This is a genomic window from Streptomyces sp. NP160, assembly GCF_006335115.1.
GTDB lineage: Bacteria > Actinomycetota > Actinomycetes > Actinomycetales > Quadrisphaeraceae > Quadrisphaera.
Genome location: NZ_VDMJ01000042.1, coordinates 15,500 through 39,746 on the forward strand (window position 1 = coordinate 15,500; position 24,247 = coordinate 39,746).

At 75.9% G+C, this 24,247-nt stretch carries 17 protein-coding genes; 11 read left to right on the top strand and 6 right to left on the bottom strand.

Going from position 1 to position 24,247, the window contains the following annotated elements; translation table 11 throughout:
* Positions 1 to 5 precede the first annotated feature (5 nt).
* Positions 6 to 2,084, bottom strand: coding sequence for a hydantoinase/oxoprolinase family protein (locus tag FHN55_RS18880; protein WP_139713956.1), 2,079 nt, complete (start codon positions 2,082 to 2,084; stop codon positions 6 to 8).
* Positions 2,085 to 2,508: 424 nt separating this feature from the next.
* Here FHN55_RS18880 and FHN55_RS22900 point away from each other — a divergent pair, with 424 nt between their 5' ends.
* The 7 genes from FHN55_RS22900 to FHN55_RS18915 all read left to right on the top strand — a co-directional run bounded on the left by FHN55_RS22900 (position 2,509) and on the right by FHN55_RS18915 (position 10,772).
* Positions 2,509 to 2,826: a putative quinol monooxygenase gene (locus FHN55_RS22900; protein ID WP_180357958.1), complete on the top strand. Its 318-nt coding sequence runs from the start codon at positions 2,509 to 2,511 to the stop codon at positions 2,824 to 2,826.
* A gap of 78 nt (positions 2,827 to 2,904) precedes the next feature.
* Positions 2,905 to 3,936, top strand: coding sequence for a sugar ABC transporter substrate-binding protein (locus FHN55_RS18890; protein WP_139713958.1), 1,032 nt, complete (start codon positions 2,905 to 2,907; stop codon positions 3,934 to 3,936).
* A gap of 112 nt (positions 3,937 to 4,048) precedes the next feature.
* Entirely contained in the window at positions 4,049 to 5,653 is a 1,605-nt protein-coding gene (locus tag FHN55_RS18895; RefSeq protein ID WP_139713959.1) for an ATP-binding cassette domain-containing protein, read from the top strand.
* Positions 5,650 to 6,645 (top strand): ABC transporter permease, encoded by a 996-nt coding sequence (locus tag FHN55_RS18900; RefSeq protein WP_139713960.1) that lies wholly within the window; start codon positions 5,650 to 5,652, stop codon positions 6,643 to 6,645. The genes FHN55_RS18895 and FHN55_RS18900 overlap by 4 nt, the downstream gene beginning before the upstream one ends.
* Before the next feature lie 46 nt (positions 6,646 to 6,691).
* Positions 6,692 to 8,068: a hypothetical protein gene (locus FHN55_RS18905; protein ID WP_139713961.1), complete on the top strand. Its 1,377-nt coding sequence runs from the start codon at positions 6,692 to 6,694 to the stop codon at positions 8,066 to 8,068.
* A gap of 18 nt (positions 8,069 to 8,086) precedes the next feature.
* Positions 8,087 to 9,172 (top strand): DUF917 domain-containing protein, encoded by a 1,086-nt coding sequence (locus FHN55_RS18910; RefSeq protein WP_139713962.1) that lies wholly within the window; start codon positions 8,087 to 8,089, stop codon positions 9,170 to 9,172.
* Between the two features lie 19 nt (positions 9,173 to 9,191).
* Positions 9,192 to 10,772 (top strand): CdaR family transcriptional regulator, encoded by a 1,581-nt coding sequence (locus FHN55_RS18915; RefSeq protein ID WP_139713963.1) that lies wholly within the window; start codon positions 9,192 to 9,194, stop codon positions 10,770 to 10,772.
* Positions 10,773 to 10,804: 32 nt separating this feature from the next.
* Here FHN55_RS18915 and FHN55_RS18920 read toward each other — a convergent pair whose 3' ends face one another.
* Positions 10,805 to 12,577, bottom strand: coding sequence for a hydantoinase B/oxoprolinase family protein (locus FHN55_RS18920; protein WP_139713964.1), 1,773 nt, complete (start codon positions 12,575 to 12,577; stop codon positions 10,805 to 10,807).
* A complete protein-coding gene (locus FHN55_RS18925; protein WP_257571128.1) occupies positions 12,574 to 14,805 on the bottom strand; it encodes a hydantoinase/oxoprolinase family protein in 2,232 nt (743 codons plus the stop codon). Before FHN55_RS18925 ends, FHN55_RS18920 begins: the two co-directional genes overlap by 4 nt.
* Before the next feature lie 20 nt (positions 14,806 to 14,825).
* Here FHN55_RS18925 and FHN55_RS18930 point away from each other — a divergent pair, with 20 nt between their 5' ends.
* On the top strand, positions 14,826 to 15,812 hold the full coding sequence (locus FHN55_RS18930; RefSeq protein WP_257571129.1) for an ornithine cyclodeaminase family protein: 987 nt from the start codon (positions 14,826 to 14,828) through the stop codon (positions 15,810 to 15,812).
* Between the two features lie 45 nt (positions 15,813 to 15,857).
* Here FHN55_RS18930 and FHN55_RS18935 read toward each other — a convergent pair whose 3' ends face one another.
* Complete coding sequence (locus FHN55_RS18935) at positions 15,858 to 16,805, bottom strand: LysR family transcriptional regulator (protein ID WP_139713965.1); 948 nt, start codon at positions 16,803 to 16,805, stop codon at positions 15,858 to 15,860.
* 111 nt (positions 16,806 to 16,916) lie between these two features.
* On the opposite strand from FHN55_RS18935, the gene FHN55_RS18940 reads away from it, so the two are divergent.
* From FHN55_RS18940 to FHN55_RS18950, 3 genes are all read left to right on the top strand, one after another.
* Complete coding sequence (locus FHN55_RS18940) at positions 16,917 to 20,447, top strand: bifunctional proline dehydrogenase/L-glutamate gamma-semialdehyde dehydrogenase (protein ID WP_139713966.1); 3,531 nt, start codon at positions 16,917 to 16,919, stop codon at positions 20,445 to 20,447.
* 238 nt (positions 20,448 to 20,685) lie between these two features.
* Complete coding sequence (locus FHN55_RS18945; RefSeq protein WP_139713967.1) at positions 20,686 to 21,546, top strand: aldo/keto reductase; 861 nt, start codon at positions 20,686 to 20,688, stop codon at positions 21,544 to 21,546.
* A 97-nt stretch (positions 21,547 to 21,643) separates the two neighbouring features.
* Entirely contained in the window at positions 21,644 to 22,411 is a 768-nt protein-coding gene (locus FHN55_RS18950) for a VOC family protein (RefSeq protein WP_139713968.1), read from the top strand.
* A gap of 41 nt (positions 22,412 to 22,452) precedes the next feature.
* Here FHN55_RS18950 and FHN55_RS18955 read toward each other — a convergent pair whose 3' ends face one another.
* Both FHN55_RS18955 and FHN55_RS18960 read right to left on the bottom strand, forming a co-directional pair.
* Positions 22,453 to 23,436, bottom strand: a complete 984-nt coding sequence (locus tag FHN55_RS18955) for a DUF808 domain-containing protein (RefSeq protein WP_139713969.1) — start codon at positions 23,434 to 23,436, stop codon at positions 22,453 to 22,455.
* A gap of 135 nt (positions 23,437 to 23,571) precedes the next feature.
* The gene (locus FHN55_RS18960; RefSeq protein ID WP_218974822.1) at positions 23,572 to 24,063 is read right to left on the bottom strand and encodes a nucleoside deaminase; all 492 of its coding nucleotides are present in this window, start codon (positions 24,061 to 24,063) and stop codon (positions 23,572 to 23,574) included.
* Positions 24,064 to 24,247: the final 184 nt, after the last annotated feature.

The following is a 24,247-nucleotide window of genomic DNA, read 5'->3' on the forward strand; positions in this document are numbered from 1 at the left end:
GGGTCTCAGCGCTGGCCGACGGTGATGACGAGCTCGCCCAGCGAGCCCACGCGCAGCACGTCGCCGGCGTGCAGCACGGTCGTGGCGGTGTGCTCGGTGACGACGGCAGGACCGGCGACCTCGTCGCCGGCGAGCATCGCTTCGCGGGTGTACAGGGCGTAGGGCACTGCGGGCGCCTCCTCGCTGACGTGGACGGCCCGCTCGCCGTCGCGCTGCAGCGGGCCGTCGGCCGCGGCGCGCTCCCGCAGGCGCGGGAGCTCGGGCTTGTCGACCAGGCCGGTGGCCCGCAGCCGCAGCGTGGTCACCTCCACCGGGTCGGTCATGGTGTGGCCGTACTGGCGCTCGTGCAGCGCCGCGAAGTCGGCGGCGACGCGGGCGGCGTCCAGCGGACCAGCGCCCACGGCGAGGGTCACCGAGTGCTCCTGGCCGGAGTACCGCACGTCAAGGCTGCGGGCCATGACCGTCGAGCCCTCCCCGAAGCCCTCCTCGGCGAGCGCTGCGCGGGCGTCGTCCTCCATCACGCGCCACTGCGCGTCGGCCTCGGCCGGGTCGAGGTCGTCCAGGGCGGCCACCACCGTCCGCGAGGCGTCGTGCTGCACGTCGGCCAGGAGCATCCCGAAGGCGCAGAACGCCCCCTGCCCCGGCGGCACCACCACGGTGGGGATCCCCAGCTCGACGGCGACGTCGACGGCGACCAGGCCGCCGCCACCGCCGAAGGAGAGCATCGCGAAGTCCTTCGGATCGCGGCCCACCTCCACGGTGATGGCCCGCACCGCGCCCATGATCTTGGTGGTGGAGATGGCGACCATGCCCCGCGCCAGCGCCGGCACCGACAGGCCGAGCTGCTCCGCGAGCGGCTGCAGGGCCTTGTGCGCGAGCTCGGCGTCCAGGCGCAGCGTCCCGCCCAGCGGCGCCTCGGTCCCCAGGTAGCCGATGGCCAGGGCGGCGTCGGTGAACGTCGGGCGGTCGCCGCCACGCCCGTAGGAAGCCGGACCGGGCACCGCCCCGGCGCTCGCAGGGCCGACCTGCAGGGCCCCTGCGGCGTCGAGCCAGCCGAGCGACCCGCCGCCTGCACCGATGGTGTGGATGTACAGCGAGGGGGTGTTGATGGGCATGCCCTCGAACTCGGCGCCCTGGTGCAGCACGGGCTCGCCGTCGAGCACCAGGGAAGCGTCCAGCGAGGTGCCGCCCATGTCGATGGTGATGAGGTCGGGCATCCCCAGCGCCTCCGCGAGGGCCACCGCCCCGACGACGCCGCCCGCGGGTCCGGACAGGATGAGGCTGACCGGCTGCTCGCGAGCCGCGGTGGCGCTCATCGCGCCGCCGCCCGAGCGGGTCATGAGGAAGCGCCCGCCGAAGCCCGAGGACTCCAGCTCCCCCTCGAGCGCGCCCAGGTAGCGGCGCACCACCGGCTTGACGTAGGCGTCGAGCACCGCGGTGCTGGTGCGCTCGAACTCGCGGTACTCGCGGCTCAGCTCGTGGGAGAGCGTCACGGTGACCTCGGGGGCCAGCTCGGCAAGCACCTCCCGCATCGCCAGCTCGTGGGCGGGGTTGGCGTAGGAGTGCAGGAAGCACACGGCCACCGCGTCGTAGCCGCGCTCGGCCACGGTGCGGGCCACCCGGGCGGCGTCCTCGCGGTCGAAGGGGGTCACCACCGAGCCGTCGTGCCACGAGCGCTCGGTGACCTCGAAGGTGTCGCAGCGCTCCAGCAGCGCGGTGGGCTTGCGGTAGGTGATGTCGAAGTTCACGCGGCGGTCGGTGCGGCCCAGCAGGTACACGTCGCGGAAGCCGCGGGTGCTGACGACGGCGGTGCGCGCCCCGGTGCGCGTCAGCAGCGCGTTCAGCCCGAGGGTGGTTCCGTGCGTGAAGGTGCGCACCGCGGAGACCTCGCCGCTGGTGGCGGCGAAGCCGGCCATCACGCCGCGCGTGGGGGCGTCGGGGGTGGTCGGGACCTTCTCGAAGCGCAGCGCCCCGGTCTCGGGCAGCAGCTCCACGACGTCGGTGAAGGTGCCGCCGACGTCGATGGCGACGCGCGCGCTCCTGCTGCTCGGACGGGTCGAGCCGCTGGTCTGGCTGGTGCTCACGGGGTCCACCTCTCGCCGGCGCGGGGGAGCGCCGGGTAGCCGACGGCGCACCCCGGGACCCGGGGCGCGTGGGAGGGAGGGGCGCTGGCGCGCCGACGGCGGGGTGGACCGCGCGCTCCGTGCCCCGAGGCGGCGTGGCGCTCTGGCGGGGGCGGGCGTCTGACGGACCCGGCCGCTCGTCCGGGACCGACGGCCTGCGTCAGCCGGTGGTCGGGCGAGGGTCCGGACGCTGGCACGCGTCGCCGAGGGCTGTCAACCACCTCGTGCAGGTCCGGCGGCCGTCACAGGCGGTGCCGTCCCGGGTGTGCTGCGGGCACACCCGCCGCCCGCACCCCTCGGCCAGCATTCGGCCACCCACGACCGCCCCACCGGCTCGCGAAGGCTCGCGACGGCGCGGTCCGCACCGCCCAGCAGGAGGACTCCGGTGATCACCAGCGTGCTGCAGCTCAGCGCCCGCCCGGGCAGCGAGCAGGCCGTCGACGACCTCTACGCCGAGCGCGGCGTGCTGGACCGCTCTCGCGCCTTCCCCGGCTGCCGCGGTGCCGTGCTGCTGCGCACCGTCGAGGGCACCCTCGCCGCCGGCAGCGCCACCCACGTCGTCATCGCCCAGTGGGACGACGAGGCCGCCTACGCCGCCTGGGTCGCCGACCCGTGGCGGAACGAGGTGGGTGCTGCGCTGGCGCCGCTGCTCGACGGCGACGCCGTCCCGCCCGCCGGCGCGGTGCTCCGCCCCGCCTGCTGACTGCTCCACCCGCACCGTCACCCGCACCGTCACCCGCACCGTCACCCGCACCGCCACCCGAAGCTCGAGGAGAAACCCGTGAAGCGCTCCACCCGCGCCGCCGCCGCCGTGTTCGGCGCCGCCGCCCTCGCCCTGACCGGCGCCTGCAGCAACCCCAACGCGGGCGCCAGCGGCGCCGCCTCGAGCGCGGCGTCCAGCACGGTCGACGCCGACCAGGAGCTGCGCGTCGGGTTCTTCGGCTTCGCCAAGGCCAACTCCTTCGCCCAGGCCGCGTGGGCCGGTGTGCAGGAGGCCGCGCAGGAGGACAACGCGACCGCCGAGTTCGTCGACTCCAACTTCGACGGCGCCGTCCAGGTGCAGCAGCTCACCGACGCCGTCACCAGCAAGCGCTTCGACGTCGTCGTCATCCAGGCCAACGACGGCACCGCCATCACCCAGCCCGTCAAGCAGGCCCTCGCCGCCGGCATCACGGTCGTCGTCGAGTTCACGCCGATCGGCGGGCGGTTCGACACCATCGAGCCGCAGGTCGACGGCGTCATCTCCATCGTCGACGCCCCCACGGCCAACGGCGAGGGCCTGGCGGAGATGGGCCTGGACGCCTGCACGCAGCTCGCCGTCCAGCCGTGCCAGGTGGCGTACCTGCAGGGCTTCGACAACTACCCGCTCGACGCCGCCCGCACCGAGGCGGCCGTCAACGCGCTCAAGGCCGGCGGGGCCGACGTGGTCGCGAGCCCCATCGGCGGGTACACCCCCGACTCGGGCCGCACCGCCATGCAGAACGTCCTGCAGGCCAACCCCGACGTCGACGTCGTCATCGGGTCCTCGCAGGCCATCGAGGGCGCCTCCGCCCTCACCGAGGGGCGCACCGACATCCTGTACGTCGGCAACGGCGGCTCGACCCAGGCGTACGCCGGCGTCATGGACGGCTCCTGGTACGGCACCTACGTCATCCCCGAGAAGACCGACGGCAAGACCGCCACGGAGCTGGGCCTGAAGAAGCACCGCGGGGAGGAGGTGCCGGTCGCCACGGACTCTGCCGACCTCACCCCGTTCAAGGCCATCGGCACCAAGGAGGCCCTCACCGGCCTCACCGCCGAGTACAGCGACTGACCCGAGGGTCCACCAGACCGCCCGGCGGCCGGGTCCTCCCCCGGTCCGGCCGCCGGGCACCCACCACCAGCCGACCAGCCGACCGGCTGAGCGGCCGACCGAGGAGCAGACCGTGACAGAGCGAGCAGCGCCGCACATCAGCGTCCGCGGTGTCGGCAAGAGCTACGGCGGGGTGTCGGTGCTGCGGGGTGTCGACCTCGACATCGCCCCCGGCGAGGTCCACGCCCTCGTGGGGGAGAACGGCGCGGGCAAGTCCACGCTCCTCAAGGTGCTCGGCGGCGCCGTCCGCGCCGACGAGGGCGAGGTGAGCTTCGACGGCGTCGTCACCACCATCACCAGCCCCCGTGACGCCATCGCGCACGGGGTCAGCCTCATCACGCAGGAGGGCGCCCTCGTGCCCGCCATGACGGTGCTGGACAACGTGGCCCTCGGCCGCTGGCGCGCCCGGGGCGGCTGGGTCGCCCGCCGCGCCGACCTCGCCGCCTTCGACGCCCTCCTCGCCCGCACCGGCTTCGACCTCGACCCCACGACCCGCGTCAAGGACCTCTCCACCGGGGCCCAGCAGCAGGTCGAGGTGCTGCGCGCACTCGCGCGCGGAGCCCGCGTCATCGCCTTCGACGAGCCGACCGCCGTGCTCACCGAGCACGAGAAGGCGGGCCTGCTGCAGCTCATGCGCGACCTCGCCGCCGGCGGCACCACCGTGCTCCTGGTCAGCCACTTCCTCGACGAGGTGCTCGCTGTCGCCGACCGCCTCACCGTGCTGCGCGACGGCGACCTGGTGCACACCGGCGACGCCGCCGAGCAGACGCCCGCCTCCCTGGTGTCCCACATGGTCGGCCGCCAGGTCGACGTCCTCTACCCCGCCCCCGCCCCGGTCCCCGACGACGCCCCCGTGCTGTTGGAGGCCCGGGGCCTGAGCCGCACCGCAGGCCCGCGGCCCGTCCACGACGTCGACCTGCGCGTGCGCGCCGGGGAGGTGGTGGGCATCGCAGGGCTCGTCGGGTCGGGCCGCAGCGAGCTGCTGCACCTCCTCTTCGGCGCCGACGCCGCCACCTCCGGCACGGTCAGCGTCGACGGGGCGGTCATCGCCCGCCCCTCCCCGCGCGCGGCGATGGACGCCGGGATCGCGCTGGTGCCGGAGTCGCGCAAGGAGCAGGGCCTCGTGCTGGTCCGGTCGATCACCGAGAACACCGCGCTCGGCTCCCTCACCTCGCGGTCCACCGGAGGGGTGGTGCGCCGCCGCGCCGAGCGCGAGGCGGTGGGCGCCGTCGGCCGCAGCACGGACGTGCGCGCCGCGGACCCCACCGCCCCGGTCGGCGCGCTCTCGGGCGGCAACCAGCAGAAGGTGCTCTTCGCCAAGTGGCTGCTGCGCGACCCCCGCGTGCTGCTGGTCGACGAGCCCACCCGTGGTGTCGACGTGGCCGCCAAGAGCCAGCTGCACCACCTCGTGGTCGACCTCGCCGCCCAGGGGCGCGCGGTCGTCGTCGTCTCCAGCGAGGTCGAGGAGGTCCTGGCGCTGTCGCACCGCGTGCTGGTCCTGCGCCACGGCCGCGTGGTGGGGGAGTTCGGCCGCGACACCCCGCGCGAGGCCGTGGTGGCGCTCGCGTTCGGCGACGACGAGCCCGCCGACCAGCCGGACGAGCAGCCGGAAGACCAGCCGGACGACCAGGCACCAGGCCACCCCGACGACCAGCCCGCCGAGAGGACCTCCGCATGAGCACCAGCACCACGGCCGCGCCGACGAGCGCGGCCGGCGCCCGCCCCCGCCCGCGGCCGGGGGTGAAGGTGCGCGACTACGGCATCCTCGTGGCGCTCGTCGCCATCGTCGCGGCGCTGTCGCTGAGCACCGACACCTTCCTCACCCAGCAGAACCTCGTGAACCTGCTCGACCAGGCCTCCGTGGTCGGGCTGCTGGCCATCGGCGCCACGATCTGCATCATCAGCGGCGTCTTCGACCTCACCGCCAGCGCCACGCTCGCGGTCTCCGCGATCATCGGCGTCACCGTCGGTCAGGAGGTCGGCGTGGTCGGCGGCTTCGTCGCCGCCGTCGTGGCCGGGGCCCTGCTGGGCCTGCTCACGGGCACGATCGTGGTGAAGTCGAGGGTCAACTCCTTCATCGGCACCCTGGCCACCTCGATCATCTACCGGGGCATGGCCGTGGTCATCACCGCCGGCGCCATCGCCTACCCGCTGGCCGACCAGGCCGAGCAGTTCAGCATGCTCACCTGGCCGTCGCTGTTCGGGCTCACCTCGGCCACCGTGATGTTCCTCGTGGTGGCCGTCGCCGCCGCCCTGCTCGTCTCCTCGACCACCTTCGGCCGCCGCCTGTACGCCGTCGGCGGCAACGCCGAGGCAGCGCGCCTGTCGGGCATCCGCACCGACCGGGTGCACATCGCCGCGTACACCATCAGCGGCGTGTGCGCGGCGCTGGCGGGCCTCATCCTCGCCTCCCGCGCGGGCTCGGCGCAGTCGAGCATGGCCACCGGCTACGACCTCAACGCGATCGCCGCCGCCGTCATCGGCGGCACGAGCATCCTCGGCGGTGAGGGCGCGGTGTGGCGCGGCGTGGTCGGCGCCCTGCTGCTGACCCTCATCGGCAACGGCTTCAACCTGCTGGGCTGGGACACCACCTACCTGCAGGTCACCACCGGCGGGTTGATCCTGCTCGCAGTGACCGTCGACGGCGTGCTGCGCCGCCGGGCCCGCTGAGGCCGCCGGGCGGTCACGGGTGGCGAAGCGGCGCTAGCCTGCGACCGTGGTGCTCGTAGCATCCCCGAGCGAGGGGTCGGAGTGCTCTCAGCACACCGGCCCCTCGCTCATCGGCGCCCAGCTCCGGCCCGACGGCGCGACCGCCGCGGTCGTGCGGCCCTGCGGCGGTGCGCCGGGCGAGCCCGGCGCCGAGGTCGTGCACGTGGAGCGCGCCTCCGGCGCCGACGCCCTGGAGCGGGTGCTCGGCGCCGCCCTCGGCGCTGTGCTGGAGGCGCCCGGCGGCCCTTCGAGCGGACGGGTCTCGGTCGTGCTCGACCTCGGCCCGCACCTGGAGCACCTGCTGCACCGCCCCGAGCTGCTCGACCCGGTCGCCGTGGTGCGCGTCGCGCCGCGCGCCGGCACCGACCCGGCGCTCGCCCGCCACCCCTCGGCGCTCGTGGAGGCGCTGGTCTGCTGCCGCTGGGTGGTGCCCGGCGGCCACGACCTGCTCGGCCGCGAGCTGCGGCTGCTCGACCGCGCCGCGCTGACCGCCGTCGTGGGAGAGCTCGCCGGGGCCGCGCCGCGCTGCGTGGCCGTGGTCGCCGCGGGGTCGGCCGGACAACCGGTGCACGAGCGGACCGTGGCCGACGCGGTGCAGGCCGCCCTGCCTGGCGCACGCATCAGCGCCGCTCACGACTTCGGCGGGCACGGCAGCGCCGCCCGGGAGGCGACGGTGGTCGCGGACGCCGCCCTCGGGGCCGCCGTGGACGCCCTGGTGGACCGCGCCGAGGCCGTGCTGCGGCGCCGGGCGGGGCGCCGCGGGGCCGAGCTGCGGCTGTGCCGCGGCGACGGCGGGTCGCTCAGCGCCGAGCGCGCGCGGTCGGCGCCCGTGCTGGTGCTCGGCAGCGGCCTGGGCCCGGCCGTGCTCGGCGCCGCGCAGCTCGCCGGCGAGGACGGCTGCCGGGTGCTGCTCCCGGTGGCCGACGGCGGCCACCTCGTCGCCGGGGTGCGCAACGGCCTCGCGCTGGTGCGCCCCCTGGTGGTGGGCGAGCCCGCCGCCGAGCTGGTGGTCCCGTCCGTGGCGCTGGACCGGGCGCGTCCCTCCGCCCCGCCCGCTGACCGCGCTGACCGCGTCGAGGGCGCTGCCTCCGTCGGCGGCCGGGTCCCCGACGTCGTCGCCGGTGGTGAGCTGGACGAGCTGGCGTGCGTCGGGGCGGCCCTGGCCCGGCCGCTGTCGTGGCTCGACGAGATCACCGCCATCGGCTCCGCCGACGACCTCGCGGCGGTCCAGCGCGCCGCGGTGCAGCGGGCCACGGCCCTGGCCACCGCCAACGGCGCCGAGCCCGGCAGCGCCGACGTGGTGGAGGTCTCCAGCGTGGCCGTGCCCTACAGCCGCGCGGGGACGGTGCGGGTGCGGGTGCGGGTCGGCGGGGTCGGCCGGTGAGCGGTCGATGAGCGGTCGATGAGCGACGGCCAGCTCACCGCGGCAGACGTCCCGGCGCTCACCGCGGGCTCGATGCTCTACTCGCCGTCGCTGGCGCCCTCGAGCCTGGAAGCGACGGTCGCGTGGCTGACCGACCTGCTCGAGCGCGGCGGGCCGCTGCGGCTCGTGCCGCCCCGGGCGCTGCCGCCGGAGGTCGGCTGCGCGGCGGTGTGTGTCATCGGCTCCGGGGCCGCGCTGGCCGACCTCCCGCCGACGGGTGACGAGTTCGTCAGCGCCGTGCGCGAGCTGGAGCGGTTGACCGGCCGGCCGGTCGCAGCGGTGCTGCCGTTGTCGGCGGCTACGGTGAGCGCGCTGGTGCCCGCCGCTGTGGCCTGCCAGCTGGGCGTGCCGCTGCTCGATGCCGACGGGATGGGACGCACCTTCGCCCTCATCCACCACACCGCGATGCACCTGGCGGGTCTTCCGGTGACACCGCTGGTCGTCGCCGGCACCACGGGGGAGAGCATCAGCCTGCGGGTGCCGGACGCCTGGCGCGCCGACGCGCTGCTGCGCTCCGGCATCGACGCCCTGGGCGGGTGGGGTGCCCTGGCCGCCTACCCGAGCACCGCTGGGGAGCTCGCCACCGCCAGCCTGCTCGGCACCGTGAGCCGGCTGGTCGAGGCCGGTCGGGTGCTGCTCGGCTCGCGGGACCCGGACACCGTGGTGGCGCGCCTGGCCGCGGTCAACGGGTGCCGCCGCGTGGGCAGGGGCCGCATCGTGGCGCTGGAGCACCTCTCCCGGCCGACCGACGCGACGATCCCCACGCACCCCAGCAGCGTCGTCGTGGAGCAGGTCGGCCCCGACCACCGCCAGCTGCGGCTGGAGCTGCGCAGCGAGGTCGTGGCCGTCTTCAGCGACGGCTCCCTCACCGCGGCGGCCCCCGACCTCATCAGCCTCCTCGACGTGGAGCGGGGGGTCATCGCTCCGCTCGACAGCCTGTGGCCGGGCGACCTCGTCGACGTCCTGGTCATCCCCGCCCACCCCGTCTGGTACTCCGCGGAGGCGCTCTCCATGGTCGGTCCGGTCTCGCACGGCATCCCCCTCGACCACCCCCGCCGCCGGTGAGCGAGCCGGTGAGCAGCCGATGAGCAGGGTGACGGCGCCGCTGGCGCTGGCCGAGCTGGTCCGGGTCGACCCCCTCGCCCGAGGCGAGGTGGCGGTCCTGCCCGACCCCGCCCAGCGGGTGCTGGGCGTGGAGCTGGCCGAGACCTTCGACAGGCTGGCGCGGACGCCGGCGCACAGCCTCGTGGTGCTGCACGCGGGCGCGGCCACAGGCGGCTGGTCGCTGGCTGCGGCGCTGCACGTCGCGTGGGAGCGGGGTGCCGCCGGGGTGGTGGTGCCCCGGGCGGCGATGAGCGGTGCGAGCGCCCTGCTGGCCCGCCGGCTGGGCACGGCGCTGGTGGTGGTCGACGACGACGCCGTCGACGTCGCCCTGGAGCTCGCCGCGCGCACCGCGGCCCCGGAGTCGGCGAGGGCGCTGCGGGTGGCCCGGTGCGCGGAGGAGCTGGCGGAGCAGTCGACGGTGCGCGGCGTGCTGGGAGTGCTCAACGCCGAGCTGGCCCCCGGCGTGGTCGCCCTGGTCACTGGCACCTCCGTGCTCGCCGGCCGCGCAGCCGCGGTGCAGCAGCGGGAGGGCTACCGCGAGGTGCGGATGGCGGTGAACGGACCGGGCGGGCGCGCCCGGGCGTCGCTGGTGGCCTCGCTGCCCGAAGCCGCTTCCGCGGTGGCGGCCGACGTCGAGGCGCGCAGCGCCGAGTCCGTGCTGCGCCTGGCGAGGCTGCCGCTGCTGGCGGCGTGGGCGCAGCGCCGCCTGGACACCTCCGCGCAGGCGGAGGCCGAGCGCGCGGCGTTCGCGGTGCTGCGCGCCGCAGCCCGACCCGCGGCCGGTGGCTCGAGCCCCGCACCCGGCGAGCTGGACGCAGCTGCCGGTCCCGCCGGTCGTGACGCGGCGGGCGAGGCGCCCAGCTGGAGCGCCGAGCTGGGGTGGAGGGTCGAGGGCGTCAACCGCGCCGTGCGCCTGGAGCGGGCGGGCGCCCGCGAGGACGACGACGAGCCCGCGGCCGAGCTGACGCAGCTCCTGCGCGCCCAGTGGTCCCGCCTGCGGCCGGGGTGGCCGCTGGTGCCCCACGAGGGCGGGTGGGTCTCCTGGCAGAACACGCCCGATGAACCCGCGCCGGCCGCCGGCCGCCGCTCCTCCGCCGGGGTGGAGCAGCTCCTGGCGGACCACGGCCTGGTGATGGGCGTCGGTGCGGGCCACCGCGGCACCGCCGGGCTGGTGCGCTCGGTGGAGGAGGCCCGCCTGGCCACCCGCGCCGGCAGCAGTGACGGCGGACGCGTGACCTGGTTCGAGGACGTCGGCGTCCGCGCTGTGCTCGCCCAGGTCTCCGCGCCCGCGGTCGCCGACGTCGCCGCGCTCGCCCTGCCCCAGCTCGCCGCCGCGCGCGACCGCCTCGTGCTCGCCGAGACGGTCGCGGCGGTGCTCGACCACGGCGGCTCGCTGGTGGCGGCGTCCGCCGAGCTGGGCGTCCACCGCAACACGGTGCTCGCCCGCACCGCCCGCGCGCGGGAGCTGGGCCTGGCCCTGGACGACCCGGCCCAGCGGCTGCCGCTGCACGTGGCCTGCCACGGGCTGGTGCGCGCGTGGCGGACCACGGGCAGCGGCTGAGCCGCCGGCCGGCTGGTCAGGCCGGCCGGCCGTCAGGCGGTCGTCTCGACGCCGTACTGGTCGCGCGCGCCGGCCGGGGTGAGGTGGCCGTCGAGCACGTCGTCGCGGACCCGCTGGGGGTCGCGCTCCGCGGCCGGGCCGTAGCCGCCCCCGCCGCCGGTGGAGCACCGCAGGACGTCGCCGGCGCGCAGGCGCATGCCGTTGGCCTTGAGGACCCGCCGCTCGTCGGCGCGGCCGGGGTTGACGACGACGTCGGGGCCGACGGCGTCCTGGCCGCCGAACAACCCCCATGCGGGCTGCTGCGAGCGCTCGAACCACAGCGAGACCGTGCAGTCGGTGAGCATCTCGTACTCCCGCACCACGCCGTCACCACCGCGGAACCTGCCGGCGCCGCCGGAGTCGGGCCGCACCCGGTACTCGGTGATCCGCATCGGGTAGCGCGTCTCGAGCACCTCCACCGGCAGGTCCTTCAGCGAGCCGTTGACGTTGTTGATGAGCGCCGTCTCCCCGTCGCTCCCCTCCCAGCCGCCCCAGCCGCCGACGGTCGCCTCGAGGGTCACGTAGTCGCGGCCGTTGCGCGGGTCGTTCCCGGCCGTCAGCACGATCATCGAGTCGCCGAAGGAGGCGCCCGCCACCCGGTCGGGCACGGCTGGGGCGAGGGCCTTGGCCACGAGGTCGATGAGCAGGCCGAGGTGGGAGAAGTACCACTGGCAGGCGGCGGGGGCGACGGCGCCGAGCACCGAGCCCCGGCGGACCTGGGTGGTCATGGTGCGGAAGCTGCCGCCGTTGCCGGGAAGGTCGGGGGAGACCAGGAGCTTGTAGCCGACCCGCAGAGCGGAGACCGCCTGCGCCACCCCGCAGTTCACCGGGCCGGTCTGCTGGTCGGCGGAGCCGGTGACGTCGAAGTCGATCGTCTCGCCGCGCACGGTGACGTCCAGGCGGATCGGCACGGGGACGTCGAGGGTGACGCCGTCGCTGTCGAGCACGCCCTCGGCGCTGTACACGCCGTCGGGGATCTCGGCGATCACTGCGCGCTCCAGCGCCTCGGTCTGGCGGAAGATCTCGTCGCGGGCTCCGAGGAGCACCTCCAGGCCGAAGCGCTCCACCACCTCCTGCAGGCGCTTCTCGCCCATGGTGATGCAGGCGACCATCGCCCTCATGTCGCCCAGCGTCGGGTAGGGGAAGCGGACGTTGGTGGAGATGACGTCGACCAGGCCCTCCTGCTCGACCCCGCCGACGACGAGCCGCTGCGGCCCCAGGCGCAGACCCTCCTGGAAGATCGAGGTGGAGTCCATGGAGCCGCCCGGGTCCTTGGAGCCCACGTCGATCCAGTGGGCGCGGCTGGCGGTGAAGCCCACGAGCTGCTCGTCGTCCGTCGCCGCGCCCACGAAGACGGGTCCGAAGATCGTGACGTCGTTGAGGTGGGTGCCGCCGAGGTAGGAGTCGTTGAGGATCCACACGTCGCCCGGCCGCCACACCTCGCGCCCGAAGCGCTCCTCGGTGGCGAGGGTGCACGTCTCGAGGTTGCCCAGGAAGATCGGGAGCCCGGCCGACTGGCCCAGCACCTGGTGGTCGGCGTCGAGCAGCGCGACCACGCAGTCACCGCCCTCGTAGATGATCGGCGTGTAGGCGGAGCGGATCAGGGTGGCGTTCATGTCGTCCGCCGCGGCGTTGAGCGCGTTGCGGATGATCTCGACGGTGACCGGGTCGACGGGGGTGCCGGCGGGAGTGCTGGCGGTCGTGCTGGCGGTCGTGCTGGCGGTCGTGCTGGCGGTCGTGCTGGCGGTGGTGCTCGGCGTGCTCATGCGCTGGCCTCCTGCTGGCGGATGACGAGGGTGCCGTCGTCGTCGACGGTGACGGTGTGCGCCGGGGGCACCACCGTGGTGGCGGTCCCCTCCAGCACCACGGCGGGACCGGAGAAGGCGTGCCCGGCGAGCAGCTCGTCGCGGTGGACGACGAGCGCGTCGTGCTCCGCGCCCGCGAACACCACGCGGCGGGTGCCGCTCGCGAAGCCGTCGCTCTCGGCCCGCGGGTGGGGCCGGCGCGGCGGGGCGCCGAGGTCGCCGGTGGCCGTGGTCCGCAGGGTCACCAGCTCGATCGGGGCGCCGGGGTTGGCGTGCCCGTACCGCGCCTGGTGGGCGGCGGTGAAGCGCTCGGCGATGCGGGTGGTGAAGCCGGCCTCCAGCGGCTCGTCGGCACCGGTGATCGGCACGGTGAGGGTGAACTCCTGCGCCTCGTAGCGGACGTCGACGGCGTGCGCGACGCTGCGCTCGGCCTCGGGCACCCCCTCGGCGGCGAGGTCGTCGAGCCCCTGCAGCTCCAGGCGGGCCAGCGCGGCCCGCACCTGCTCGCCGTCGACGTCGGCGTCCAGGCGGTAGTGCGGCTCGGTGTAGTCGCGCCGGATCTTGGTGTGCAGCATCCCCCACGCCGAGAACGCGCCCGGGAGCCGCGGGACGAGCACCTCGGGGATCCCCAGCTCGTCCGCGAGGAACACCGCGTGCATCGGGCCGGCGCCGCCGAAGGCGACCAGCGAGGAGGCGCGCGGGTCGATGCCCCGGGCGACGGTGATGGTGCGGATCGCCTGCGCCATGGTGGCGTTCGCGACGTCGCAGATCCCCTCGGCCATCGCCTGCGCGCTGAGCCCGAACCGCTCGCCGAGCGCCCCGACGGCGCTCTCGGCGGCCGCGGTGTCGAGCGTCATCTGGCCCCCGGCGAAGCCCTCGGGGTCGATGCGCCCCAGTACGAGGTTCGCGTCGGTGACCGTCGGCTCGGTGCCGCCGCGGCCGTAGCAGACCGGTCCCGGGCGGGCCCCCGCAGATCGCGGCCCGACGCGCAGGCCGCCCGCCTCGCTCCAGGCCACCGACCCGCCGCCGGCGCCGACCGTGTGGATGTTGACGATGCTCATGAGCATCGGCAGGCCCTCGAGCTCGGCCTCGGCGGTGACGTCGGGCTCGCCGTCGACCACGAGCGAGACGTCGAAGGACGTGCCGCCCATGTCGACGCCGATGAGGTCGGGCCGTCCGCTGCGCGCCGACAGCTCGGCGCACGCGATCGCCCCGCCCACCGGTCCGGACAGCAGCGTCTGCAGCGGCCGATCCTGCGCGGAGGCCGCGGTGACGATGCCGCCGGAGGACTGCATGACGTGCAGCGGCACCTCGAGGCCGTCGTCGTCGAGGCGCCGCTCCAGGCGCTGAAGGTAGCGGCGCACGACCGGGCCCGTGTAGGCCTCGACCACCGCCGAGGAGGTGCGCTCGTACTCGCGCCACTCCTTCGCCGCCTCGTGCGACAGCGACACGGACACGTCGGGGCCGAGCTCCTCGCGCAGCACCTCCCGGGCGCGCAGCTCGTGGGCCGGGTTGGCGTAGGAGAAGAGGAGCGCGACGGCGACGGCCCCGTGGCCCTCGTCGCGGACCCGCTTGGCGGCGGCGCGCACGGCGTCCTCGTCCAGCGGCGCGAGCTCGCTGCCGTCGGCGGCGATCCGGCCGCCGACACCGACGACGTCGCGCCGCGGCACCAGCGGAGCGGGCTTGCGGTAGTGCAGGTCGTACAGCCGGCGCCGGGTGCCGCGGGCGATGTGGTAGCTGTCCTCGACGCCCGCGGAGGCCAGGAGGAGCACGGGCACGCCGCGCCGCTCGAGGAAGGCGTTGAGCCCCTGGGTGGTCCCGTGCACGAGGAACGAGATCTCCGCCGGGGAGGCCACGACGGCGCCCAGGCCGGCCAGGACCCCGTCGGACAGGTCCGCCGGGGTGGTGGACGCCTTCGTCGCGGTCACCGCGCCGGTGGTCTCGTCGTAGTGGACGACGTCGGTGAAGGTCCCGCCGATGTCCATGCTGACCCGGGCTCGCCCCGGGTGCGCGTGCTCGGGCATGCGCTGCTCCTCGTCGTGCAGGTCGCCGGTCCCGCGGCCGTCTCCAGGACCGGTCTGGTGGTGCGGGAACGTACGGCGGCGGCGGGGTGATCTCGTGTGCTGCGCGCCCGGACCCGGCACCGCCTCCCGGGCGGACAGCACAGCGACGACAGCGGTGCTCCGCACCTGTGCCAGGCTCGCGCGCCGTGACCTCCGCAGCGCTGCCCCACCACGACGCCGACCGCGTGCTGGGCTCCGTCGGCCCCCGCCGGGCCACCGACCTGCTGCGCGAGGCGCTGCTCGCCGGGCTCGATCCCGCGGCCGCCCCGCCCCGCACGAGCACCGCCCTCGGCAGCGGCGAGCTGCTCACGATGCCCGCGGCGGTGGGCGACCGGGCGGGGGTGAAGCTGGCGTTCGTCGTCCCGGGCAACGCCGCGCTCGGGTTGCCCCGCATCACGGGCGTCTACGTCCTCCTCGACGCGTCGACGCTCGTGCCTCTGGCCACGCTCGACGGTCCGTCGCTCACGCGGTCGCGCACCCCTGCGACGTCGTTGCTCGCCGTGCAGTCCGTGCTGGCCGGCCGGCCCGGCGGGCCGCTGCGGGCCGTCGTCGTCGGCAGCGGGGTCCAGGCGCAGGGGCACGCCGCCGCGCTGATGGCGTCGCTGGGGCCGGGGACGCCGGTGGACCGACCGGTGGGTCGTCTCGACGTGCTCGTCCGCGACCCCACCCGCGTCAGGGAGCCCGCGCGCTCCGCGCTGGTCTGCGACGTGGGCGGCGGTCTGCAGGCCCTCGGCTCCCCGGACGCACGGGACGCGCTGGCGGCGGCCGACGTCGTGGTGTGCGCCACGTCGGCGGGGGAGCCGCTGTTCGACTCCCGGGTGCTGCGCGACGACGTCGTCGTCGCCGCCGTCGGGTCCCACGAGCCGGACCGGCGCGAGCTGGACGCAGCGCTGCTGGCCCGTGCGACGGTCGTGGTGGAGGACCCCGTCACGGCGCTGCGCGAGGCCGGCGACGTCGTCATGGCGATCGCGGAGGGCGCGCTCGGGGAGGGCGACCTGCTGCCCCTGGCCGACCTCGTGACCGGTCGGGCGCCCGTCCCGTCCGGAGCGGTGGTGTTCAAGGGCACGGGGATGGCGTGGCAGGACCTCGTGGTCGCCTCCGCCGTCCACGACGCGGTCACGTCGTCGCGCTGACCGCAGCCCCCCTCTGCTCCTCGACCGTCACGGGTGGGCAGGGTGTCAGGGGGAGGGAGGAGCCGCCTGGGCCTTGAGGGCGTCGACGACGACGGCGAGCGCGGGCTGACCCGACGCCGCGGCGCGCTGCGCGGCGAACACCGTGCGGCGCGGGGAGCCGGGCAGCTCCACCAGGCGAGCGGCGGTCTCGCGCCCGGCGTGCACGAGGTCGGGCAGCAGGGCGACGGCGCAGCCGGTCTCCACCAGGCGCAGGTGGGTCTGCAGGTCGGCGCTGGTGAACCGGACGTCCGGCTCGAAGCCCCGGGTGCGGCAGGTCTGCTCGGCGAAGTGCCGGCTGGCGGTGCCCTCCGGCTCGGCGACCCACGGCAGCCCCGGCGCCCCCGTCACGAGGTCGGTGAGGGCGTGGACGTCGGGCGCGAGGTGCTCCGGCGGCAGCGCCAGGCGCAGCGCGTCGCGGACCAGCTCGGTGCGCACCAGACCCGGCAGGTGCGGCGCGGAGTGCGCCGGGTACTCCTCGGCGACGACGACGTCGAAGTCGCGCGCGAGGTCCCTCAGGGCCAGCTCCTCCAGGGCGGCGCCGGGCTCGGCCTGCACCACCTCCACGCGCAGGGCGGGGTGGGCGGTGGCCAGTGCGCGCAGCGCTCCCGGCAGCAGCGCCAGGGCGGCGGACTGGAAGACCGCCAGGCGCACCCTCCCGGTCACGGGCGCGGACGAGCTCCCGGCGCGCTCGCGCGCGGTGACGGCCACCCGGGCCCGCGCGCGCTCCAGCACCTCGAGGACCTCCCCGGCGGCGGCGACGAGCTCCTCGGCCTCGGCGGTCAGCACCACGCGGCGACCGGTGCGGCGCAGCAGCGGCGCGCCGGCCTCCTTGGCGAGCAGCGCCAGCTGCTGGGAGACGTGGGAGGGCGAGTAGCTGAGCGACTCCGCGGCCGCGGCGAGCGTGCCGCGGGTGGCCACCTCGCGCAGCAGCAGCAACCGCCTGACGTCGAGCACCGGTGCCCCGGCCTCCTCTCGCGAACCATCGTCCTGGGTGAACGGTACTGCCCCTCAACGCTCACCGGTGATGACCTGTTGCTCCGGTCGGGACCGGCGCAGACTCCTCCCATGACCTCGACCGCCACCCCCGAGAGCAGCACCTCCTCTGCGCCGCAGGTGCGCGTCGAGGACGTCGCCGCGCTGGTCCGCCGCTGGCTCGACGAGGCGGCCGCCCACCCCGTCAAGGGCGCCGAGGCCCGCGCCGCGGGTCAGCTGGCCGGCCTCCTGCGCGACCCGGACGGCCTGGCGTTCGCCACCGGCTTCGTGGACGGCGTGGTCCGGCCCGAGGACCCGGCCGCCGGCGCCGCCGTGCTGCGCCGCCTCGCGCAGCGCCCGCCGTCCTTCCTGTCCCCGGCGCTGCGGTCGGCCGTGAAGGCCGGCGGCGCGCTCGGCCCGGTCGCGCCCGGCGTCGTCGTCCCCGCCGCCAAGCGGGCGCTGCGGGAGATGGTCGGTCACCTCCTCGTCGACGCGACCGAGGCCAAGCTCGGCAGGAGCCTCGCCCGCATCCGCCGCTCCGGGACCCCCGAGGCGCCGGTGCGCCTCAACCTCAACCTGCTCGGCGAGGCCGTGCTCGGCGGGCGCGAGGCCGACCGCCGCCTCGCCGGCCTGCGCCGCCTCGTGGAGCGCCCCGACGTCGACTACGTCTCGGTGAAGACCTCCGCCGTGGTCGGCCCGCACGCGCCCTGGGGGTTCGAGGAGGACGTCGAGCACGTCGTCGCCCGCCTCGCCCCGCTGTACGAGACCGCTGCCGCGACCGCCGGACGTCCGACGTTCCTCAACCTCGACATGGAGGAGTACAAGGACCTCGACCTCACGATCGAGGTCTTCACCCGGCTCCTCGACCGCCCCGCCCTGCAGCGCTACGAGGCCGGGATCGTGCTGCAGGCCTACCTGCCCGACGCCCTCGCCGCCATGCAGCAGCTGCAGTCCTGGGCCGCCGCCCGCGTCGCCGCCGGGGGAGCCCCCATCAAGGTGCGCCTGGTCAAGGGCGCCAACCTGTCCATGGAGCACGTCGACGCCGACGTCCACGGCTGGCCGCTGGCCACCTGGGGCACCAAGGCCGCCTCCGACGCGCACTACAAGCGGGTGCTGGACTGGGCGCTCACCCCCGAGCGCACGGCCAACGTCCGGCTCGGCGTGGCCGGCCACAACCTCTTCGACATCGCCCACGCCTGGCTGCTCGCCGGTGCCCGCGGCGCTCGCGCCGGCATGGAGGTGGAGATGCTGCTCGGCATGGCCGCCGGGCAGGCCGCCGCCGTGCGCCGCGAGACCGGCTCGCTGCTGCTCTACACGCCCGTCGTGCACCCGCGGGAGTTCGACGTGGCCATCGCCTACCTCGTCCGCCGCCTCGAGGAGGTGGCCAGCCCCGACAACTTCATGTCGGCCATCACCGAGATCACCGCGGACGGCCCGCTGTTCGCCCGCGAGCTGGCCCGGCACGAGGAGTCCCTGCAGCTGCTGGCCGTCTGGCGCGACCAGGCCCTGGCCGAGCACGGCGACGCCGACGCGCCTCCGCCGGCGCACCGCCGCTACGAGCAGCCGACGGACCGGTACCTGGCGCTGCCGCACGCACCGGGGGAGGCCGGGAAGGGCTTCGTCAACACCCCCGACTCCGACCCGGCCGTCGCGGGCCACCGCGCCTGGGTGCGGGGGGCGCTGTCCCGCGCCGCCACGTCGACGGTCGGCACCACCGGGCGCCACAGCGCCGCCGGCTCGCTGGTCGACGACGCCGACCTCCTCGACGACCTGCTGGCTGCGACCGCCGACGCCGGTGCGGCCTGGGGGGGCCGTCCCGCTCACCTGCGGGCCGCCGTGCTGCACGCCGCGGGCCGGGCGCTGGAGGCGCGCCGCGCCGAGCTGCTCGAGGTCATGGCCTCCGAGGCCGGCAAGACCGCTGACCAGGCCGACCCGGAGATCTCCGAGGCCGTCGACTTCGCCCACTACTACGCCGGGCTCGCCGCCGAGCTGGAGGCGATCGAGGCCCGCGACGGCGTCCGGGCCGTGCCCGCCCGCCTCACGCTGGTCACCCCGCCGTGGAACTTCCCGGTGGCCATCCCCGCCGGAGGCGTGCTCGCGGCGCTGGCGGCGGGCTCCGCCGTCGTCCTCAAGCCCGCCGAGCCCGCGCAGCGCTGCGGTGCGGTGCTCGCCGACGCCATCGCCTCCGCCCTGGCCGAGGCCGGCGCGTCGGACGCGCTGCGCGTGGTGACGGTCGACGAGGGCGGCCTGGGGCGCCAGCTCGTGAGCTCGCCCCGCGTGGACCGCGTCATCCTCACCGGCGCGTACGCCACCGCCGAGCTGTTCCGCACCTTCCGCGCCGACCTGCCGCTGCTCGCGGAGACCTCCGGCAAGAACGCGATGATCGTGACCCCGTCGGCCGACCTCGACCTCGCCGCCAAGGACGTCGTGGCGTCGGCGTTCGGGCACGCCGGGCAGAAGTGCTCGGCGAGCTCGGTCGTCGTGCTCGTCGGGTCGGTGGCCACCTCTCGCCGCTTCCACGACCAGCTGCTCGACGCCGCCGCGTCCCTCGTGGTCGGCGCCCCCTGGGACCCGCGCACGCAGGTCGGGCCGGTGATCGAGCGCCCCGAGCCCGGCTCGTCACTGCACTGGGGCCTCACCGAGCTGGAGCCCGGGCAGCGCTGGGCCCTCGCGCCGCGCGCCCTGCCCGCTCCGGCGGACGGGCCGTCGCTGGAGGGCCGGCTGTGGACGCCGGGCATCCGCTCCGGCGTGGCCCGCGGCTCGACGTACCACCGCACCGAGGTGTTCGGTCCCGTGCTCGGCGTCATGACGGCGCGCACGCTGGAGGAGGCCGTCGAGATCGTCAACGAGGTCGACTACGGCCTGACGTCCGGCATCCACTCCCTCGACGCCGGCGAGCTGCGCCTGTGGGCCTCGCGCGTCCAGGCCGGCAACCTCTACGTCAACCGCGGCACCACCGGCGCCATCGTGCAGCGCCAGCCGTTCGGCGGCTGGAAGCGCTCCGCCGTCGGTGCCGGCACCAAGGCGGGCGGCCCGTCCTACCTGCTGGGCCTGACCCGCTGGGAGCGCGCCGACCAGCTCGACGGCGAGGCGTTCCTGGCCCGCTCCGCCGCCTCGGACGCCGACGCGTGGGAGTCCCTGCTGGGAAGCCCCCAGGACCCCTCGGGCCTGGTCTCCGAGCGCAACTGGCTGCGCCACGTGCAGACGCCCGTCACCGTGCGCGCCGTCGAGGGCGCCTCGCCCGTCGACGTCGAGCGCGTGCTGGCCGCCGCGTCCCGCACCGGAGCGCGCGTCGAGGTGTCGCTCGCCGCGCCGCTGGGGTGCGCGCCCTCCGCGGTCGTCGAGGACGACGGCGCCTGGCTGGCCCGCGCGGCGGCGCTGCCCGCGTCGCAGCTGTCGCGCGTGAGGCTCGTCGGCCCGGCCGGTGCCGCCGAGGGCGCGGCCGACGCGGCGACCGCGCTGGCCGAGGCCACCGGTGGGCGCCCCGACCTCGCCGTGTGGCACGGCCAGGTCACCGCCTCCGGCCGGCTGGAGCTGCTGCCGTTCCTCCACGAGCAGGCCGTCAGCGCCACCGCGCACCGCTTCGGCACGCCGTCGACCCTCGTCGACGACCTGCTGGCCTGAGACCTCGTCCGGCGCCGCGTTCCTGGGGGGCGCGGCGCCGGGCGACCTCCCGTCCCCACCGTGATCACGGGCTTCCCGAACGACCGGTGGCAGGTCCTGCCGCAGGGCCAGCCTCACCAGGCCGCGTCCGGGCCCCACGACCTGACACTGCTCGGCGACCTGGCACGGGCTGGCGACGGCGGCCTGGGCAGAGCGAGGCCGAGGTGCCGCCTCGGGGGAGCGCGCCTACGGTCGGGTGATGCCTCTCGAGTACGGCACCAGCGTGCCCTTCGTGACCCTGAACGACGGCGTCCAGATCCCGCAGGTCGGCCTCGGCGTGTTCCAGGTCTCCCCGGACAAGACCGACGAGACGGTGCTGGAGGCCCTGTCCGCCGGGTACCGGCACGTGGACACCGCGGCCGGGTACCGCAACGAGGCCGGCGTCGGTGACGCGCTGCGCACCGCGCAGGACAGCCTCGGCCTGACCCACGAGGACGTCTTCGTCACCACCAAGCTCGCCAACGGCGACCGCGCCGGCGGCCGCGACGCCGCGCTCGCCGCCTTCGACGACTCGATGGCCAAGCTGCAGCTGGAGCGCCTCGACCTGTGGCTCATCCACTGGCCCGGCTCCGACCAGCAGAACTTCGTGGAGGTCTGGAAGACCTTCGCCGAGCTCAAGGAGGCCGGGCGCATCCGGTCGATCGGCGTCTCCAACTTCCAGAAGACCCACCTGCGCGCGCTGTTCGACGAGACCGGCGTGGTGCCCTCGGTGAACCAGGTGGAGCTGCACCCGTGGATGCAGCAGGAGGACCTGCGCGCCTTCCACGCCGAGCACGGCATCGCCACCGAGGCGTGGAGCCCGATCGGGCAGGGCGGTGACCTCCTCGCCGACGAGACCATCGGCAAGATCGCCGCCGCGCACGGCAAGGAGCCCGCCCAGGTGGTGCTGCGCTGGCACCTGCAGCTGGGGAACATCGTCATCCCGAAGTCGGTGACGCCCGCGCGGATCCGCTCCAACATCGACCTGTTCGGCTTCGAGCTCACCGACGAGGACATGAGCGCCATCGCCGGGCTCGAGCGCGGCCAGCGCCTCGGCCCGGACCCCGACGTCTTCGGCTGAGCCCACCGGCAGCCGCGAGGGCGGAGTCCAGGGTCAGGATCGCTCCGGTCCTGACCCTGGACTCCGCCCTCGCGCTGGGGAGGAGCACCCTGGGGCGGTGAGGCTCGAGAACGTCGTCTGGGACGCCCGCGACCCCCGCGCGCTGGGCGGCTTCTGGGCCGCGGCGCTCGGCGCCGAGGTCATCACCGACGAGCCGGACCTGCTCGAGGCGCGCCTGGTGCTCGACGAGGCCACCGGCGCCTTCCTCGACCTCTGCTTCCCGCGGGTGGAGCACCCCTCGGACGCGCCGCCGCGCCTCCACCTCGACCTGCGCGGCGCTGACGCGCAGGAGCAGGTGGTGCAGCGGCTGCGCTGCCTCGGTGCCGAGCCGGCCGACGTCGGCCAGGGCGACGACGTGCCCTGGACCGTCCTGGCCGACCCGGAGGGCGGTCCCTTCTGCGTCATGCCGGACCGCCCCGGCTACGAGGGCACCAGCGGGCCCGTCGTGTACCTGCCGCTCGACAGCGCCGACCCCGAGCGCGACGCCACCTTCTGGGCTGCCGTCACCGGCTGGCAGCGCACGGGCGACGTCGGGGGTGCGCCGGCCCTGCGCCACCCGCGGGGCGTCGGGCCGCTGCTGGCCCTGTGCCCGGAGCCGCGTCCGAAGCCGTCCGGGGCAGCGGGCAAGAACCGGATCCACCTCGACGTGCGCCGCGACGCCTCGGACCCCGCGGAGCAGGACGACGACGGCGAAGCCGCGGTGGTCGAGCGCATGCGCGCCCTGGGCGCCACGTCCCTGTCGGCCCCGGGGGAGCTGCCCTGGCTGGTCTTCGCCGACCCGTCCGGCAACGAGCTCTGCGTCCTGCCGCCCTCGCCCGCGAGCTGACCGGGGACCGCGCCCCCTCGACGGTCGAGGAGGGGGAGGGGTCAGTGGGCGGCGGCGCCGTGCGCCTTGCCGCCGCGCCGCGGGACGAGGTGCATGACGGCGACGACCACCGCACCGACCACCGCACCGACCAGCGCCGAGAACGCCGTGTTGGTCAGCCACCCGAGCACCCCGCCCAGCGCGCCGGTGGCCTCGTGCACGGCCTCCTCCACGTGGTGCACCAGGCCGTAGGGGCCGTGCCAGCCGAGCTCGTCGGTGCCCACGAGCAGGATGTGACCGCCCACCCAGAGCATCGCGACCACGCCCACGGTCGACAGCGTCGAGAGCACCACCGGCATCGCCTTGACCAGCCCGCGCCCGAACGCCGCGACGCCGGAGGACCTCCGCTGCGACAGCGCGAGCCCGATGTCGTCCATCTTCACGATCAGCCCCACCGCGCCGTACACGACCGCGGTGATGAACACCGCGACGACGGCGAGGATGACCGCCCGCTCCCACAGCGGCTCGGCCTCGACCTCGTTGAGCGCGATCACCATGATCTCGGCGGACAGGATGAGGTCGGTGCGCACCGCCGAGGAGACGATGCCCTTCTCCCGCTCGGCGGGGTCCTGGGTCCCCGCGGCGTCGTCCTCGGCGGGGGCGGCGTGCCCGTGCCCGGAGCCGCGCCTGTGCTGGACCTTCTCCCAGATCTTCTCTGCGCCCTCGTAGGACAGGTAGAGCCCGCCGAGCATGAGGATCGGCGTGAGCAGCCACGGCAGGAACGCGCTCAGCAGCAGCGCCACCGGCAGGATGATGAGCAGCTTGTTGCGCAGCGAGCCCTTGGTGATGCGCCAGATGATCGACAGCTCGCGCTTCGGCTCGATGCCCTGCACGTAGCGGGGCGTCACCGCGGCGTCGTCCACCACCACGCCGGCGGCCTTGGCGCTGGCGCGGCCGGTGGCGGCGGCGACGTCGTCGATGGACGCCGCCGACATCCGCACCAGCGCGGCGACGTCGTCCAGGAGCGCGAACAGCCCGCCGCTCACCGCTGCACCCCTGCCGGACGGAGGCGGCAGGCGGACGGAGGCGCGGGCGGGTGGTGCACGCCCGCGAGCCTAGGGCTGGCGGTGGTCTGATCGCAGGACCGGCGAGCGAGGTCGGTGACGGGCCCGCGCGGGCTCCTACCTCCGCAGGCTCCGCGCGTGCAGCGCGCGCACCCGGTCGGCCAGCTGCGGGGCCGGGCCGTCCACCTCCGCACCCGGCAGCACGGCGCTGACGGGCAGCGTGGCCACACGCACGGGCCCGCCGCCGTCGGCGACGCCCAGCTCGCGGCGCCAGGCGGTGAGCTGCCCGGTGGTCGTGGCGACCACGATGCGCCCCAGGCCCACCCACCCGTGCGCGGCCGAGCACATCGGGCAGTGCTCGCCGGACGTGTAGACCGTGGTCGAGGCGCGCTGCCCCACCGGCAGGTGCGCGCCCGCCCACTGCGCCAGCGCCAGCTCGGGGTGGCGCGTGCCGTCGCCGCCCCCGACGCGGTTGCGGTCCTCGACGAGGACCTCCCCGGCGGCGCTCACGAGCAGCGACCCGAACGGCTCGTCACCGGCCTCGACGGCCTCCTCGGCGAGGTCGACGCAGCGGGTCAGGTGCGCGAGGTCGCGCTCGTCCAGGGGCACGCCCCCACCCTGCCAGCCGCCATCATCGTGCGCGTGAGCCCCGACTCCGCCGTGTCCACGAGCACCTCTCCTCCGCTGGTCGTGGTGGTGACCACCGGCGGCACCATCGCCAGCACCACCGGCAGCGACGGCGTCAGCCGACCGACGCTCTCGGGCACCGCCGTGCTCGGCGGCGCCGCCGAGC

Bases quoted from the DNA above. Each gene is read 5' to 3' on its own strand.
- FHN55_RS18900 (WP_139713960.1), top strand. From the start codon at position 5,650: ATGAGCACCAGCACCACGGCCGCGCCGACGAGCGCGGCCGGCGCCCGC.
- FHN55_RS18910 (WP_139713962.1), top strand. From the start codon at position 8,087: ATGAGCGACGGCCAGCTCACCGCGGCAGACGTCCCGGCGCTCACCGCG.
- FHN55_RS18915 (WP_139713963.1), top strand. From the start codon at position 9,192: ATGAGCAGGGTGACGGCGCCGCTGGCGCTGGCCGAGCTGGTCCGGGTC.
- FHN55_RS18920 (WP_139713964.1), bottom strand. From the start codon at position 12,577: ATGAGCACGCCGAGCACCACCGCCAGCACGACCGCCAGCACGACCGCC.
- FHN55_RS18940 (WP_139713966.1), top strand. From the start codon at position 16,917: ATGACCTCGACCGCCACCCCCGAGAGCAGCACCTCCTCTGCGCCGCAG.
- FHN55_RS18945 (WP_139713967.1), top strand. From the start codon at position 20,686: ATGCCTCTCGAGTACGGCACCAGCGTGCCCTTCGTGACCCTGAACGAC.